This is a genomic window from Streptomyces sp. NPDC097981, assembly GCF_040302565.1.
Classification (GTDB): Bacteria; Actinomycetota; Actinomycetes; order Streptomycetales; family Streptomycetaceae; genus Streptomyces.
On the sequence record NZ_JBEORW010000011.1, the window covers coordinates 21,758 to 35,821 of the forward strand.

Genomic DNA, 14,064 nt, shown 5'->3' on the forward strand with positions numbered 1-14,064 from the left:
GGGTCTCAGGGGAGCGGCATGACGGAGAACGCGCGGATCAAGGCGCTGGAGCAGATCATGCCGGCGACGCACGGAGCCGACGAGGACGTCGACTGGCCGGCCGCCGAGGCCGTCTGGCACACCCGGTTCCCGGCCGATTTCATCGCGTTCATGGGCCGTTTCGGCGCGGGCTCCATCAACGGCGAGGCCACCGTCCTCCTCCCCCTCCCCAAGCCCGGACTCCAGTGGGACCCGGCCGAGATGGCCGAGGAGACCGCCAACGCCCGCCAGCTCTGGGAGGCGGAGGGCGGCCGCGCCGCCTTCGGCGTCGACCCCGAGTCGATCATCGCGTGGGGTGTCACCGGCGGCTCCGACATCCTCTGCTGGCTGACGACCGACCCCGATCCGGACCGCTGGCCCGTCCTGGTGGTCGGCCGGCACACCGCCGACGCCTTCGCCGTCCATCCGTACGGCATGGCCGAGTTCCTGTACCGGCTCTGCTCCGACGAGTTCGACGTGAGCCCGGTCAGCATCACCTTCTGGGACGTCGGGCACCTCAGCTTCGTGCACTGGCGCAAGGCCCAGCGCCGCTGGCAGGAGGGCCGCAACCCCGAAACGGGCGAGCCCGACCCGTACGCGGGCGAGTTCGCCGACTGACCTGATCCCCACACCCCTCGACACACCCCTCGACCCGGTTCCGCGAGGCCAATTGGCCGGAACCGGGCTTTTCGGTATGTCTACGCGCGTCCAATTTGTCGATCGCATATCGGAAAACACCAGCCGGAAAAGCCGCACTTGGAGAAATGACCACAAGTTCCGACCCAATGGAATCAATCGCCCCGGCTCGGGAGAGAATTCCGGCCAACGGGCCACGGACGGACACCCCGGCCCGGAGCAACTCATAGGCAGTAACGGGACTCAAAGAAATTCAGGGGAATACACCCGTGCAACGAAGAATCTTCGGCACGGGCGCGACCGCGGTCGTGCTCGGTCTGCTGATCCCGCTGGCCGGATGCGGTGGTTCAGACAACAGTGCAGATGACAGCGGCACGCTGCGCCTGGTCGCCGCGGAATACGGCGACAATCAGGCCACCAGTTCCAAGGCCTACTGGGACAAGGTGACGGCGGATTTCACCACCGCCAACCCCGACATCAAGGTCCAGGTCCAGCTCCTGCCGTGGGCGGACATCGACCGTGAGGTCTCGCGTATGGTCAAGGCCGGAAACGCGCCGGACATGGCCCTCATGGGCTCGTACTCGGACTTCGCGGCGCAGGGCAAGCTCTATTCAGCGGACGAACTCCTCTCGGTCGCCGCCGAGGCGAACTTCCTACAGCCGCTCGCCGAGGCCGGCTCGGTCGGCAACACCCTCTACGGCCTGCCCTGGGTGGCGAGCAGCCGGCTCCTCTTCTACAACCAGGGCCTCTTCAAGCAGGCCGGCGTCAGTGAGCCGCCCAAGAACTGGTCCGATCTGAAGGCCGACGCCAAGGCCCTCAAGGACAAGGGCGTGAAGTACCCGTACGCGCTGCCCCTGGGCCCGGAGGAGGCACACGCCGAGGCGATGATCTGGGAGCTGAGCAACGGCGGCGGCTACGCCGACAGCAGCGGCAACTACAACCTGGCCTCGGACCAGAACATCCAGACCTTCCACTGGCTCAAGGACAACCTGGTCACCCCCGGCCTGACCGGGCCGGTCCCGCCGTCCAGGCTCAACCGCGCCGACGCCTTCGCCGCCTTCGTGCGCGGCGAGGTCGGCATGCTGAACGGCTACCCGCAGCTCCTGCACGAGGCGCGCGCCAAGGGCATCGACGTCCGTACCGCGGCCATGCCGGTCTCGGACACGATCGGCTCCGGGGACAACCCGCCGACCGTGGGCGTCGCCGACTGGATGATGGCGTTCAAGCAGAACGGCAAGCGCGCGGAGATCGGCAAGTTCCTGGACTTCGTCTACCAGGACCAGAACCTGTCGGAGTTCGCGAACCGCTACCACCTGCTGCCGTCGACCGTCTCCGCCTCCCGCAACCCCTCCGGCGGCGGCCTGGACAGCAACGACCAGTTCTTCCTGACCGCGCTGCGCGGTGCCCAGCTGTACCCGGTGAACGACCCGTCCTGGGTGACGGTCAGCGACACCATCAAGCGCAACATCGGCCGCGCCGTGGAACCGAACGGCGATGCCAAGGCCGTCCTCGAAGAGATCGCCGCCAAGGCGAACGAGGCGACCAGGAAGCACTGACCGCTCGGCTCCGCCTGTTGAGCACCGATCGCCGGACATCCCGTCCGACACGCGACTTCCGTGCCTGCCGCATTCCACCCCGTGCGGCAGAATGGCTGCTACGGCTCTTGATCCAAGGCCGCGGACCAGTCGCCCGCCGAGCGCCCACAAGGCGCACAGGGCGGCCGGCCCCTCCCTCTCGCCTCTGCTTCGCAGACGCCTCCGCCCCGGTGCACGCCCCCGCCCTCCGGGTCAGGACCTGCCCTTCTCCGTCGAGAACGCCGTCCGGTACTGCTCGCAGCTTGACTCCCGGCGCAGCGTGCCCGTGAGCGTCCCGTGGCCCGTGCCCGTGACCGGCCACTCCACCGTGTACCCACCGGTGTCGCAGGCGATCCGCTCGCCGCCCGGGCCCCTGGCGCGCCCGAAGGACCGGGGCGGGTCACCGTCTTGTACGCCAACGGGGGCCCGCCGCGGGCTGGAACGAGGCCGGGCGCGCGTTCACCCGCGCTTCGAGCGGCAGCACGCGGTGGGCCCGCGGCCTTCGGGCACAGCGGCGCGGCGGGCGGCCCGGGCTGGGCGGACCCGGAGACGGGGATCGCGTACGCCTGCACGCGCCGCCGGTTCGCCTGCCCGGGCGGGTCCGCCCCGGAGAACGACCGCCTGGGACCGGCGGTGCCGGAGGCTGCTGCTCAGGCCTGACCGGTCTCGAAGCGGCTGACGCGCCCGTCGTCGGCGACGGTGAACCGCCAGGCGGTGCGCATCTCGCCCCACGTGTCGTTGCGGTAGTTGACGACGAGGGCGCGGCCGCCGTCGGACTCGGCCTCGATGTCCATGTGACCGCCGGACGAGAAGATCTCCCGCTCGGCCCACTGGGCGACGTTGCGGTCCGAGCCGTCGTCGGACATGGTCACGTCCTCGGTGAGGGCTGCGCTGAAGGCGTTCCGGTCGCCGGCGTTCACGGCGCTGACGAAGGCGCGGACGGCGGGGTCGGAGAGCTGGTTCGGCGCGATCACGGGGACCTCCTGGAGGGTCGTACGGGCTGCGTACGGGCTGCGTACGGGGCTGCGTGCGCGACCAGCGAACACCGCCGACGGCGCTGTGGCGCAGACCCTCACCCGTTCGCCACCGGACGGCGTGTCAGGAGGCGTCCGGGGCCGTGCGGACGGGGAACCCGGTGGGGCGGCCCTGGTCCTTCAGCCAGGCCAGCACCTGGTCGAGGGCCTCGACGGTCTGGGCGCGGTTGCCGCCGCCGTCGTGGAAGAGGAGGGTCGGGCCGTTGCCGATCTCGCTCTTGACCGTCTTGACTATGACGGCGGTGCCGGGCTTCCCGAAGTCCTTGCTGTCGACGTTCCACCCGAGCGGGCGCATGCCGTTCGCGGCGGCGGTGCGGCGGCTCTCGGGGGTGAAGGCGCCGCCGGGGGCGCGGTAGTACTCCACCTTGGCGCCGCCGCCCGCCGCGTCCTCGATCATCTTCTTCGCGTCCAGGATCTGCTTCTGCTGGTAGTCGGCGGGCTTCTTGTCCATGGCCGTGTTGTGGTCCACGGTGTGGTCGCAGAGCCGGTGGCCGCCCGCGGACACGCGCTTGACCAGGTCGGGGTGGGCCTTGGCCTGCGGCCCGATCATGCAGAAGGTCGCCTTCACGTCGTACTTCTCCAGTACGGCGAGGACCTTGGGGGTCCACTGGGGGTCGGGGCCGTCGTCGATGGTGATGTTGACGGCGTTGCCTCCGCTCTCGGAGGCGTGCGCTATGCCGTCGGGTATGCGCGACTGCTGCGCACTGCCTGCGCCGCCCTTCGCTCCGTCGTCCGGACCTCCGCCCGTGCCGCCAGTGCCGGCCGGGCGTGACACGTTCTCCTGCTCCTGCCGTGCGTGCCCGGGTTCGACGAGGGCCGCCACCCCCCACGCCGTCCCGGCCACCGCGGCGGCCGCGGCCACGACGGCTGCCCCGGCCCGGATGCCCTGCCCGTTCACGCGCGCCATGAATCCCATGAGCGTCCCCTCCCCATCCGACTGCGTGAGCGCCCTGCTTTCCAGGACGGCTGCCGAAGCAGAGGAGTTCCCGCCGGTTCCCGCCCAAAGTTCGGCCAATGGGGACCTTGGTCCTTGATCGCCCCGATTTGGATCCCACTTGAACCAGGACGCAACGACACCAACCTCCCAGGCATCACACGTATTCGCAGGCCCCCTGAGCCACGGTTTCGGCGCGCGAAAAAGCCCGGCCGCGGCGGGAATCCGCCGGGGCCGGGCTGGTGGACCGGGTGGGCCGGGTGGGCCGGGTGGGCCGTGCGGGTCCGGGTGGGTCCGGGTGCCTGAGGGCGTCAGTGGGAGAAGGACTCCACCGGAGCCTGCTCCGGCTTGCCCTCGCCGCCGTCGGCGGCCTTGACCGGGCCCGCGCCCCGCAGCGGGACCTCCTTGACGAACCAGGCGGCCGCGAAGCCCAGTACGGCGATGAACGCGCCGAGCAGGAACGCCGAGTGCGTACCGGCGGCAACCGCGTGCTGGTAGGCGTCGCGCACCGCTTCCGGCAGCTTCGCCAGGCTCGCCGCGTCGAGCTGGGCGGAGCCGGCGGCGTTGGCGGCCTGCGGACCGAGGCGGTCGCTCATGGTGTCGGTGACCCGGCTGGTGAACAGCGAGCCCATCAGGGCCACGCCGAACGAGCCGCCGAGCGTACGGAAGAGGGTGGCCGAGGAGGACGCGACGCCCATGTCCTTCATGTCCACGCTGTTCTGCGCGACCAGCATGGTGATCTGCATCAGGAAGCCGAGGCCGGCACCGAGGATGGCCATGTAGACGCCGGAGACCAGGCGGCTGGTGCCGGTGTCCATCTGCGCGAGCAGGAAGAGCCCCACGACCATGAGCGCACCGCCCGCGATCGGGAAGACCTTGTACTTGCCGCTGCTGGTGGTGATCCGGCCCGCGATCAGCGAGACGACCATCATCGAGAGCAGCATCGGGAGCAGCAGCAGGCCGGAGTTGGTGGCGGAGGCGCCCTGGACCGCCTGCTGGAAGAGCGGGAGGTAGAGCACGCCGCCGAACATCGCGAAGCCGACGAGGAAGCCGATGACCGACATGAGCGTGAAGTTGCGGCTGCGGAAGATGTGCAGCGGCATGACGGGCTCGGCGGCCCTGGTCTCGGCAAAGAGGAACGCGGCGATCGACACGATGCCGACGACGATCAGGCCGATGATCTCCCCGGAGCCCCAGGCGTACTCGGTGCCGCCCCAGGTCGTGACCAGCACCGTCGAGGTGATGGCGATGGTCAGCAGCGCGGCGCCCAGGTAGTCGATCTTGCCCTGGGCCCTCTTCTTGGGCAGGTGCAGGACGGCGGTGACCATGGCGAGTGCGACGGCGCCGAGCGGCAGGTTGATGTAGAAGGACCAGCGCCAGCCCATGTGGTCGGTGATGGTGCCGCCGACCAGCGGGCCGCCGATCATGGCGAGGGCCATCACGCCGGCCATCATGCCCTGGTACTTGCCGCGCTCGCGGGGCGGGATCAGGTCGCCGATGATCGCCATGACGCCGACCATCAGACCGCCGGCGCCGAGGCCCTGGATCGCGCGGAAGCCGATGAGCTGGCCCATGTCCTGGGCCATGCCGCTGAGCGCGGAGCCGATCAGGAAGATCACGATGGAGGTGAGGAAGGAGCCCTTCCGCCCGTACATGTCGCCGATCTTGCCCCAGATGGGGGTGGAGGCCGCGGTGGCCAGCGTGTACGCGGTGACCACCCAGGAGAGGTGCTCCAGACCGCCGAGCTCACCGACGATCGTCGGCATCGCGGTACCGATGATCATGTTGTCGAGCATGGCCAGGAGCATCGCGATCATGAGGGCCATGAGGACGACACGGACACTGCGCGGCTTCACCTCCTTGGTGGTCTCCGCCGCGATTGTGTTTTCAGCCATGTCCACTCCCCGTTCACCCATACGCTCCGGGCCCTTACTTGCCGCCCGGCTAGTTCACTACACTGGGGAAGGTAGACCGGTCACTAGCCGGGCGTCAAGTAAGTAATTTGGGGAGAGCCATGTCCAGCAGCAGTCCGCAGGCGCGCCGCGGCAACACGCGCCAGCGCATCCAGGACGTCGCACTGGAGCTCTTCGCCGAGCAGGGCTACGAGAAGACCTCGCTGCGTGAGATCGCAGAGCGGCTGGAGGTCACGAAGGCGGCGCTCTACTACCACTTCAAGACCAAGGAAGACATCATCATCAGCGTCTTCGAGGACCTGACGAGGCCGATCGACGAGCTGATCGAATGGGCGGAGCACCAGCCCAAGTCGCTGGAGATGAAGCGCGAGGTGCTCCGGCGCTACAGCGAGGCGATGGCGGCGGGCGCACCGCTGTACCGCTTCATGCAGGAGAACCAGGCGACGATGCGGGAGCTGAGCATCGGCGAGACGGTGAAGCGCCGGCTGTTCACCCTGGTCGAGCTGCTCCGCACGGAGGACGGACCCCTGGCGGACCAGGTCCGCTGCGTGAGCGCCCTGTTCACCCTGCACGCCGGGATGATGTTCCTCCAGCACGTGGAGGGCGACCCGGAGGAAACCCGCCAGGCGGCCCTGGAGGTCGCCACGGACCTCATCACCCAGGCCCACCAGGCGCCCGGCCGGGCCGATTGACCCGGACGGCCGGACGGATTGACCCGGAAGGCCGGACGGGCCCGGCCGACGGAGCTGCGCCACAGGGGTGGTGACGGGCCGGTGCGGGCACCCCGGCCGCCGCGCCTGTCACGCAGAGCGACATGCACCGTGACACGGTGTGATCGCCGACATCGCGCGACCCCGGGAGCCCGCCATGGCCCTCATCACCATCAACGGCGTGTCCGTGGACCCGTTGGTCCAGTCCCAGGAGCTCGAAAGAGCGTCCCTCGTCTCCGAGGACGCCTCCGCGTCCGACTACCTGCTCGTCCAGACCACGCACGTCCCCACGGCCGAGGAGAAGGGCCGGCTGGCGGATCTGGGCGTGGTGATCCACGAGTACGTACCGGAGAGCACCTATCTGTGCGGCTACCGGAGCGCCGACCTGGAGGCCGTGCGCGAACTGCCCTTCGTGGCCTGGGCGGACGTGTACCTCAAGGGCTTCAAGGTGGCCCCCTCGCTGCGGTCGACCCGGCTGCGGCCGTCCGTCGCCGTCCTGGCCGAGCCGCTCGAAGCGGCGGTGGGCCCCCGGACCCGCCTGGTCGACGTCATCCTCCACCAGGACGTCGACGCGGGGTCGGACGGCCTGCTGGAGCGGATCGCCGGGGCCGCCGGGGTTCCGGCGGCCGACGTGCAGGCCGACCACCGCAAGGTGCGCATGACGGTCGAGGAGCGGAACCTGCCCGCCCTGGCTTCGATCGACGAGGTGCAACAGGTCGAGGAGGTCCCCGAGATGGGGCTGCACAACACCCTCTCCGGGACGCTGATGCACGCCCGGGTGGCCCTCAACGGCACGACGTTCCGGGGCGAGGGCCAGATCGTGGCCGTCGCCGACACCGGATTCGACCTCGGTTCCACGACGAACGTGCACCCCGCCTTCACCGGCCGGGTCAGGAGCCTGACGGCCATCGGCCGCACGCTCCCCGACAGGACGGACGACCCCGACGGCCACGGGACCCACGTGGCGGGCTCGGTCCTCGGCGACGGAACCTCCGCGTCGATGGGGCCAGTCACCGGCACGGCGCCGGGGGCGGAGCTGGTCCTGCAGTCCCTCCTGAACGATGTCGGCGGTCTGAGCACCCCCCTCGACCTGAGCGACCTGTTCGAGGCGGCGTTCCAGCAGGGGGCGCGGATCCACACCAACTCGTGGGGCCCGGTGAAGCCGGGCCTGCCGTACGGCACGAGCGGATTCGAGGCCGACAAGATGGTGTGGGACCACAAGGACTTCGTCATCTGCTTCGCGGCGGGCAACAGCGGTCACGACCGGGACCGGGACGGCCGGATCAACCAGGCGTCCGTCAGCGCGCAGGCGGGGGCCAAGAACGTGATCACTGTCGGCGCCAGTGAGGGCAACCGCCCCGACATCCCCCTCACCTACGGCCAGCTGAACGCCGCCACCTTCCCCGCCAACCCGATCCGCGACGACCGGCAGGCGAACAACCCGGCTGGCATGGCGGCCTTCAGCAGCCGCGGCCCCTCCCAGGAGGGCCGCATCAAGCCCGATGTCGTCGGTCCCGGGACCTCGATCCTGTCCACGCACTCGCGGGCGGCCGCCCCCGAGGACTTCTTCGGCGTCTCCTCGGACCCCGACTACTTCTTCGACAGCGGCACCAGCATGGCGACCCCGCTGGTGGCGGGCTGCGTGGCAGTGCTGCGCGAGACGCTGGTGAAGAACGGGACCCCCAAGCCGAGCGCGGCGCTCCTGAAATGCATGCTGATCAACGGCGCGCAGGACCTCCCCGGCCAGTACAACCCCACAGAGGCGGGCGCTTCTCCGAACAACAGCTCCGGATTCGGCCTCGTCAACCTCGAACGCTCCGTCGTACTCCCGGGCGGCGGCGACCAGGCGGGATTCGCCGACGAGGACGAGCTGGAGCAGGGCGACGAGCGCACGTTCCACATCCCGATCCCCGCAGGGGACCGCCGCACCTTGAAGATCACCCTGGTCTGGACGGATCCGCCGGGTGCGGCCCTGCAGAACGACCTCGACCTCATCGTCCGGGCGGGCGGCCAGGAGCGCCACGGCAACATGGGCACGGACTCCGGGTTCGACCGCGTCAACAACGTAGAGCAGGTCGCCTGGAAGGACATCCCCGCCGGGGACGCCGAGGTCGTCGTCCAGGCCCACCGGATCACCCGGTTCGCGCAGCCGTACGCCGTTGCCTGGCGGGTCTCCTGACGGATGCTCACGAGATGCGTGGTGTGCGGCGTGCGGCGTGCGGTGCGACACAGACGCGCCAAAGGCGCCCTTCCGTCACCCGATACGGGGGTTTATCCCACGGATCACTACTCTCCGTAATCAGATCGGCTACTTTTGGTGATGTGCGCCGGGTGGGACAGGCCCGGCGGCGCCTGAGCCGAAGGACCGGACCATGCCCGCACAACGCCTCGCCCTCGCCGCAGCCACCGCGCTCGCCGCACTCGCCACCACCCTGGCCCCGGCCTCCGCCGCGCCCGCTCCCCCGCCGCTCGACTACACCGCCCTCGGCGACTCCTACAGCGCCGGCGCGTTCGTCCGTCCCTGGGCCGCCGGTGACGGCTGCGGCCGGTCCGCCGTCAGCTACCCGCAGCAGACCGCCCGCCGGCTCGACGTGCGGCTCACCGACGTCACCTGTTCCGCCGCCGAGGTCAGAGCCGGCGTCCTGGAGCCGCAGACCGAGCTGACCGGCCCCCCGTCCGTCCCGCCGAAAACCGGCTGGGCCCCACGACCGGCCCAGATCAAGGCCGTTACGGCCACCACCGATCTCGTCACCCTCGGCATCGGCGGCAACTCCATCGGATTCGTCGACATCGTCAGGAAATGCATCGAGCAGGGCATCGCGGCTTTCGGGATCGGCCGGCCCTGTTCCACCCACTACACCCGCGGCCCCGGCACCGCCTGGCTCGACGGCAGGTTCACCGCCCTGGAAGCGGATCTCGCGACCGCCCTCAAGGACATCCGGACCCGCGCGCCCCACGCCAAGGTGGCGGTCGTCGGCTACCCAGCCGTCGTCGCCGACAGCACCGGCTGCTCCTTCGGCGAATGGCGCCGGCTCGGCACCGTCACCAAGGGGGACATGCCGTTCCTCGACACCCTGGAGCGGCGGGTCAACACCCTCCTGCGCACCCAGGCGCAGCGGGCCGGCGCGGTATACGTGGACACGTACACCTCCAGCACCGGCCACGGGGTGTGCGCCGGCGCGGACCAGCGCTGGATGTACGGGATCAAGGACGACCTCACCGGCTCCGGCACCCAGAGCGACCCGCCCTCCGGCCTGTGCCGTCTGGTTCCCGGCGACGGGGAGGCCTGCACCGTCCTGCACCCCAACCTCCGCGGCACCACACACCAGGCCGACCTGGTCACACAGGCCCTGGCCGGACTGGGGGCGAGAAGGACATGACGGGCGCCCCCTCGTCCCGGACGCGGCCGGAGCGCCCGCCGACCGGTTCGCCGTAGCCGAGAGCGCCGGCCCGGGGAAGGGTCGCCCAGGTCCGGGTCCCGCCGCCAGGCTCCCGTGACTCGCCGAAGCCCCAGGCCCCACCGCACTCCCGGACCACCACGGCCATCAGCCGCAACGCCGAACGCCGCCGGGCCTCGCAGTGGGCGGACAGCCGGGGGTGGGAGTGGGGGGCGTGGCCGTCGTACACGGTGAGCCGGAGAGCGTCGTCCCGGTACCGGACGGAGAGGTAAAGGCTCCGCCCGGGATCCAAGTTCCAGGAAGCAGCCAGAAGTTCACCGGTCACTTGCTCGGCGGCGACCCCGATCCCATCGAGCAGGTGCGCATGCAGGACGGACCGGACGGTGCGGCGCGCGATCTGCGCGCTGTACGCCTGCCCCGGCACGGTCAGGCTGCAGGCCAGCGCATCCGGCGAGGGCGGCTCCTCCCCGGCGGGCACGGCCGGCGCCACCGGACAGACGTCGAACCGGCCTTGGGCCGACTGCATGAAGGGATTGAGCATCGCGAACTCCCTGTGGTTGCGAGTGGCTCCGCCGTGGGCGTGGTGGCCTGTCGCCGAGGCATGCGCATGCTGCGGCGATGCACTTCAACTCCCGTTGCGTGAGCGGTGCGTTACCCAATGTAGCCAGCTAGGTGGGCTATTGACCACTCGATCAAGGTGATTGGCCCACCTCTGGCCGCGAAAGGCCGCGACACGGCAGACTGCCTCCATGCCTCCACGGACCTTGCCGACCGAACGACAGAAGCGACTGGGTGCCGAGCTGCGCAGGTTGAGGCTGGCTGCCGACGTGTCCGCCGAATCCGCAGCGGGACTTCTCGGCATCGACCGCTCCAAGATCTCTGCGATCGAGCAGGGCGTCCGCACCATCAGCGAGGAACGGCTCCGGACACTGGCCTGTCACTGTGACTGTGCGGATGAGCCGTACATCAACGCCCTCGTCTCCATGGCACAGCCGCAGAAGCGCGGGTGGTGGGAGCGCTACCGGGGCTCGTTGTCGGCCGCGATGCTCGACATCGCCGAGATGGAGGCCCACGCCACCCGCATGCGGTGCACACATTCGGTTCACGTCCCGGGGCTGCTCCAGACCGGCGATCACGCTCTCGCCGTGTTCCGGTTCGTCGTGCCCGCCCTCCCGGACCAAGAGGTCGCGTTGCGCCTGGCTCACAGGCTGGAGCGCCAACAGGTACTGGAGGGCGAGTCTGCGCCCGAGTACGTAGCGGTCGTTCATGAGGCGGCGCTACGGATGCGCTTCGGCGGGCGCAAGGTGGCACGGGCACAGCTGGAACACCTGCTCCACACATCCGAACGGGACAACGTCGTCCTGCGCGTCCTGACCTTCGAGGCCGAAGGCTTCCCTGGGGCCGGCCAGACGGTCAACTACCTGGAGGGGCCGGTGCCGCCACTCGATACGGTGCAGGTCGACAGCACTCACGGCGCCGACTTCCTGCACACGGGCGCACAACTGGCCAAATACCGTGCCCAGTTGGACTGGATGGAGCGGCTCAGCCTGCCGCCCGCCCCATCACGGGACTTCATCCACCAACTGGCACGCGAACTCTGAGAGGACACGATGGCCGACATCATCTGGGAGGACGCCTTCTGCGGCGAAGGTGCAAGCTGCTACCGGATCGGGGTGGACCGGGAGGGCGGGAGCTACATCGCCGTCGCCGGGCAGGAGGCGGCGTACCTCACCGACACCGCAGACGCGCTGCGGCAGCTGATCCGGGACATCAAGGCCGGCAAAGCCGACCACCTGCTGGCGGACTGACCGCTGCCCGCGCTCCGCTGGCCGGGGTCACCCCCTACGGGTGCGCGGGCGGCAGCTCCGAGGATCGAATGAAGGCGACGAGGTCGTCGGCGTAGCGCTCGGGGTGGGTCAGGTGGGGAACGTGGCCGTCCCCCACCAGCGTCCGCACCTGCGCCCGGCCCAGTGCGGTCGCGAGCTTTCCGACGATGACCGGCAACCACGGCGGGCTCTCGCTGCCGAAGGTCAGCATCACGGGGCCCGGGTAGTCGGAGAGGCCTGCCAGGTCGATGCGCGACCAGTCCGGGTCTGCCTGCTCGTCCGCGAACGTGGGGGCGTTCGCGGCGAAGGACTCCCGGAACCGCTCCGGCAGCTGCTCCCAGCCGCCCCGCCCGACGGCCACGTCATCCACGAACCGCTGCGCGCCGAGCCGGTGCTCGTCGGCGCGCACGGCCGCGAGGACGCCGTCGAGCCGCACCTGCATGGCCGCCATCAGCGGCCGCAGTTGCGGGTCCTCCTCGCCCACGACGCCCATGAGCGGGGGCTCGTGCGCGGTCAGGCTGCGCAGCAGCTCGGGGCGGCGGGCGGCGAGCCCGAGCGCGGTCGAGGCCCCGAAGGAGTTCGCGGCCACGTGGGCCGGGGCGCCGAAGGCCTCAATGAGCGACCCGAGGTCGTCCTCGTCCTGCCGCCGGCTGCCCTGGCCGGGCAGGCTCTCGCTCCGGCCGTGGCCGCGCCGGTCGTAGACCAGCACCCGGAACGACTGCGCCAGGCGGGGGACGACGCGCTGCCAGTTCTCGTGGTCCACCCACGAGCCGTGGACCAGGACCAGGGGTTCGCCCTCGCCCGCGACCTCGTAGAAGAGGTCCACACCGTTCACGCGAGCCCGCGCCATGCCGAGTCTCCTCACCGGGGGTTCCGAGCGCCCGCGCAGACACATACCGCGGACCCGCCGACGGCACACCTGCGGATCAGGTGAGACGACGGTCCTCGGCGGCGATCGGGACGTCGTTGATGCTGGCCTCGCGGCGGCGCATCAACCCGTTGCCGTCGAACTCCCACTGCTCGTTGCCGTGGCTGCGCCACCACTGGCCGGCGGTGTCGTGCCACTCGTACTCGAAGCGGACGGAGATGCGGTTTCCGGTGTACGCCCACAGCTCCTTGCGGAGGCGGTAGTCGAGCTCGCGCTCCCACTTCTCGGCGAGGAACTCCCGGATCGCGGCACGGCCGGTGAGGAAGCGGTCGCGGTTCCGCCAGACAGAGTCCTCGGTGTAGGCGAGGGCGACGCGCTCGGGATCGCGACTGTTCCAGGCGTCCTCGGCGGCCTGGACCTTGGCCCGGGCGGATTCCTCGGTGAACGGCGGCAGGGGCGGGCGTACGGCGGGTGCGGCAGACATGGCGGTCACCTCTCAGCACGGGAGAACGATCGTTCTCATCGATACGAGACGGTACGAGAACGAACGTTCTCGGCGCAAGGGGTCCTGGGTTACGCTGCCCGCATGGACGACGAAGAAGCCCGCACCCGGCTGCTGGACGCGGCGGAGGCGCTGTTCTACGCCGAGGGCATCCAGGCCGTCGGCATGGACCGCATCCGCACGGAGTCGGGAGTGCCGCTCAAGCGGCTCTACAAGGTCTTCCCGGCCAAGGAGGCGCTGGTCACGGCCTACCTGGAACGCCGCGACCGCCGCTGGACGGCGAGCCTGCGCGGCGCGGTCGCGGATGCCGCCGATCCGGTCGGGGCGGTCTTCGACTGGCTGGCGCGGTGGTTCTCGGAGCCGGACTTCCGGGGCTGTGCGTTCCTGAACGCGTACGGGGAACTCGGCGCGGGCCCCGCCGGGGTGCTGGACGTCGTGCGCCGGCACAAGGCGGAGCTGCGGGAGCTGCTGGCGGAGCTGGCCGGCCCCGGGCGCGAGGACCTCGCGGACCAGCTGCTGATCCTGGTCGAGGGCGCGACGGTGGTGGCGGCCCTTGACCCCGGCCCGGAGCCGGCGCACCGCGCCCGCGAGGCGGCAGCCGCCGTGCTCCGCGCACCCCGCGGGGCCGGTCGCTAGTGCCGCATCAGGCAG

At 70.4% G+C, this 14,064-nt stretch carries 14 protein-coding genes; 8 read left to right on the forward strand and 6 right to left on the reverse strand.

Going from position 1 to position 14,064, the window contains the following annotated elements:
• The first annotated feature begins 18 nt into the window (after positions 1 to 18).
• Both ABTY04_RS13115 and ABTY04_RS13120 read left to right on the forward strand, forming a co-directional pair.
• Positions 19 to 636 carry an SMI1/KNR4 family protein gene (locus tag ABTY04_RS13115; RefSeq protein WP_352213444.1) on the forward strand — a complete coding sequence of 206 codons (618 nt, stop codon included), beginning with the start codon at positions 19 to 21 and terminating at the stop codon, positions 634 to 636.
• A 287-nt stretch (positions 637 to 923) separates the two neighbouring features.
• A complete protein-coding gene (locus tag ABTY04_RS13120; protein ID WP_352213445.1) occupies positions 924 to 2,210 on the forward strand; it encodes an extracellular solute-binding protein in 1,287 nt (428 codons plus the stop codon).
• Positions 2,211 to 2,878: 668 nt separating this feature from the next.
• Here the strand turns inward: ABTY04_RS13120 and ABTY04_RS13130 are convergent.
• From ABTY04_RS13130 to ABTY04_RS13140, 3 genes are all read right to left on the reverse strand, one after another.
• Positions 2,879 to 3,202: a nuclear transport factor 2-like protein gene (locus ABTY04_RS13130; RefSeq protein WP_352213446.1), complete on the reverse strand. Its 324-nt coding sequence runs from the start codon at positions 3,200 to 3,202 to the stop codon at positions 2,879 to 2,881.
• A gap of 124 nt (positions 3,203 to 3,326) precedes the next feature.
• Positions 3,327 to 4,169, reverse strand: coding sequence for a polysaccharide deacetylase family protein (locus ABTY04_RS13135; RefSeq protein WP_352213605.1), 843 nt, complete (start codon positions 4,167 to 4,169; stop codon positions 3,327 to 3,329).
• Positions 4,170 to 4,507: 338 nt separating this feature from the next.
• A complete protein-coding gene (locus tag ABTY04_RS13140) occupies positions 4,508 to 6,091 on the reverse strand; it encodes an MDR family MFS transporter (protein ID WP_352213447.1) in 1,584 nt (527 codons plus the stop codon).
• A gap of 119 nt (positions 6,092 to 6,210) precedes the next feature.
• On the opposite strand from ABTY04_RS13140, the gene ABTY04_RS13145 reads away from it, so the two are divergent.
• From ABTY04_RS13145 to ABTY04_RS13155, 3 genes are all read left to right on the forward strand, one after another.
• A complete protein-coding gene (locus ABTY04_RS13145) occupies positions 6,211 to 6,801 on the forward strand; it encodes a TetR/AcrR family transcriptional regulator (protein WP_352213448.1) in 591 nt (196 codons plus the stop codon).
• 175 nt (positions 6,802 to 6,976) lie between these two features.
• Positions 6,977 to 8,998, forward strand: a complete 2,022-nt coding sequence (locus ABTY04_RS13150; protein ID WP_352213449.1) for a S8 family serine peptidase — start codon at positions 6,977 to 6,979, stop codon at positions 8,996 to 8,998.
• 193 nt (positions 8,999 to 9,191) lie between these two features.
• Positions 9,192 to 10,199 carry an SGNH/GDSL hydrolase family protein gene (locus ABTY04_RS13155; RefSeq protein ID WP_352213450.1) on the forward strand — a complete coding sequence of 336 codons (1,008 nt, stop codon included), beginning with the start codon at positions 9,192 to 9,194 and terminating at the stop codon, positions 10,197 to 10,199.
• Here the strand turns inward: ABTY04_RS13155 and ABTY04_RS13160 are convergent.
• Positions 10,159 to 10,758: an ATP-binding protein gene (locus tag ABTY04_RS13160; protein WP_352213451.1), complete on the reverse strand. Its 600-nt coding sequence runs from the start codon at positions 10,756 to 10,758 to the stop codon at positions 10,159 to 10,161. The two genes, ABTY04_RS13155 and ABTY04_RS13160, sit on opposite strands and share 41 nt — an antisense overlap.
• Before the next feature lie 208 nt (positions 10,759 to 10,966).
• On the opposite strand from ABTY04_RS13160, the gene ABTY04_RS13165 reads away from it, so the two are divergent.
• Together ABTY04_RS13165 and ABTY04_RS13170 are read left to right on the forward strand one after the other, a co-directional pair.
• Positions 10,967 to 11,818, forward strand: coding sequence for a helix-turn-helix domain-containing protein (locus ABTY04_RS13165; protein WP_352213452.1), 852 nt, complete (start codon positions 10,967 to 10,969; stop codon positions 11,816 to 11,818).
• A gap of 9 nt (positions 11,819 to 11,827) precedes the next feature.
• Positions 11,828 to 12,025, forward strand: a complete 198-nt coding sequence (locus tag ABTY04_RS13170) for a hypothetical protein (RefSeq protein ID WP_352213453.1) — start codon at positions 11,828 to 11,830, stop codon at positions 12,023 to 12,025.
• A 34-nt stretch (positions 12,026 to 12,059) separates the two neighbouring features.
• Here the strand turns inward: ABTY04_RS13170 and ABTY04_RS13175 are convergent, their stop codons facing one another.
• Positions 12,060 to 12,893, reverse strand: a complete 834-nt coding sequence (locus tag ABTY04_RS13175) for an alpha/beta fold hydrolase (RefSeq protein ID WP_352213454.1) — start codon at positions 12,891 to 12,893, stop codon at positions 12,060 to 12,062.
• A gap of 76 nt (positions 12,894 to 12,969) precedes the next feature.
• On the reverse strand, positions 12,970 to 13,395 hold the full coding sequence (locus ABTY04_RS13180; RefSeq protein WP_352213455.1) for a nuclear transport factor 2 family protein: 426 nt from the start codon (positions 13,393 to 13,395) through the stop codon (positions 12,970 to 12,972).
• A 102-nt stretch (positions 13,396 to 13,497) separates the two neighbouring features.
• On the opposite strand from ABTY04_RS13180, the gene ABTY04_RS13185 reads away from it, so the two are divergent.
• A complete protein-coding gene (locus tag ABTY04_RS13185) occupies positions 13,498 to 14,049 on the forward strand; it encodes a TetR/AcrR family transcriptional regulator (protein ID WP_352213456.1) in 552 nt (183 codons plus the stop codon).
• Positions 14,050 to 14,064 lie beyond the last annotated feature (15 nt).

Coding starts and splice junctions, on each gene's coding strand:
- ABTY04_RS13150 (WP_352213449.1), top strand. CDS start 6,977: ATGGCCCTCATCACCATCAACGGCGTGTCCGTGGACCCGTTGGTCCAG.
- ABTY04_RS13160 (WP_352213451.1), bottom strand. CDS start 10,758: ATGCTCAATCCCTTCATGCAGTCGGCCCAAGGCCGGTTCGACGTCTGT.
- ABTY04_RS13180 (WP_352213455.1), bottom strand. CDS start 13,395: ATGTCTGCCGCACCCGCCGTACGCCCGCCCCTGCCGCCGTTCACCGAG.
- ABTY04_RS13170 (WP_352213453.1), top strand. CDS start 11,828: ATGGCCGACATCATCTGGGAGGACGCCTTCTGCGGCGAAGGTGCAAGC.
- ABTY04_RS13135 (WP_352213605.1), bottom strand. CDS start 4,169: ATGGCGCGCGTGAACGGGCAGGGCATCCGGGCCGGGGCAGCCGTCGTG.
- ABTY04_RS13145 (WP_352213448.1), top strand. CDS start 6,211: ATGTCCAGCAGCAGTCCGCAGGCGCGCCGCGGCAACACGCGCCAGCGC.
- ABTY04_RS13165 (WP_352213452.1), top strand. CDS start 10,967: ATGCCTCCACGGACCTTGCCGACCGAACGACAGAAGCGACTGGGTGCC.
- ABTY04_RS13140 (WP_352213447.1), bottom strand. CDS start 6,091: ATGGCTGAAAACACAATCGCGGCGGAGACCACCAAGGAGGTGAAGCCG.
- ABTY04_RS13175 (WP_352213454.1), bottom strand. CDS start 12,893: ATGGCGCGGGCTCGCGTGAACGGTGTGGACCTCTTCTACGAGGTCGCG.
- ABTY04_RS13185 (WP_352213456.1), top strand. CDS start 13,498: ATGGACGACGAAGAAGCCCGCACCCGGCTGCTGGACGCGGCGGAGGCG.
- ABTY04_RS13155 (WP_352213450.1), top strand. CDS start 9,192: ATGCCCGCACAACGCCTCGCCCTCGCCGCAGCCACCGCGCTCGCCGCA.
- ABTY04_RS13115 (WP_352213444.1), top strand. CDS start 19: ATGACGGAGAACGCGCGGATCAAGGCGCTGGAGCAGATCATGCCGGCG.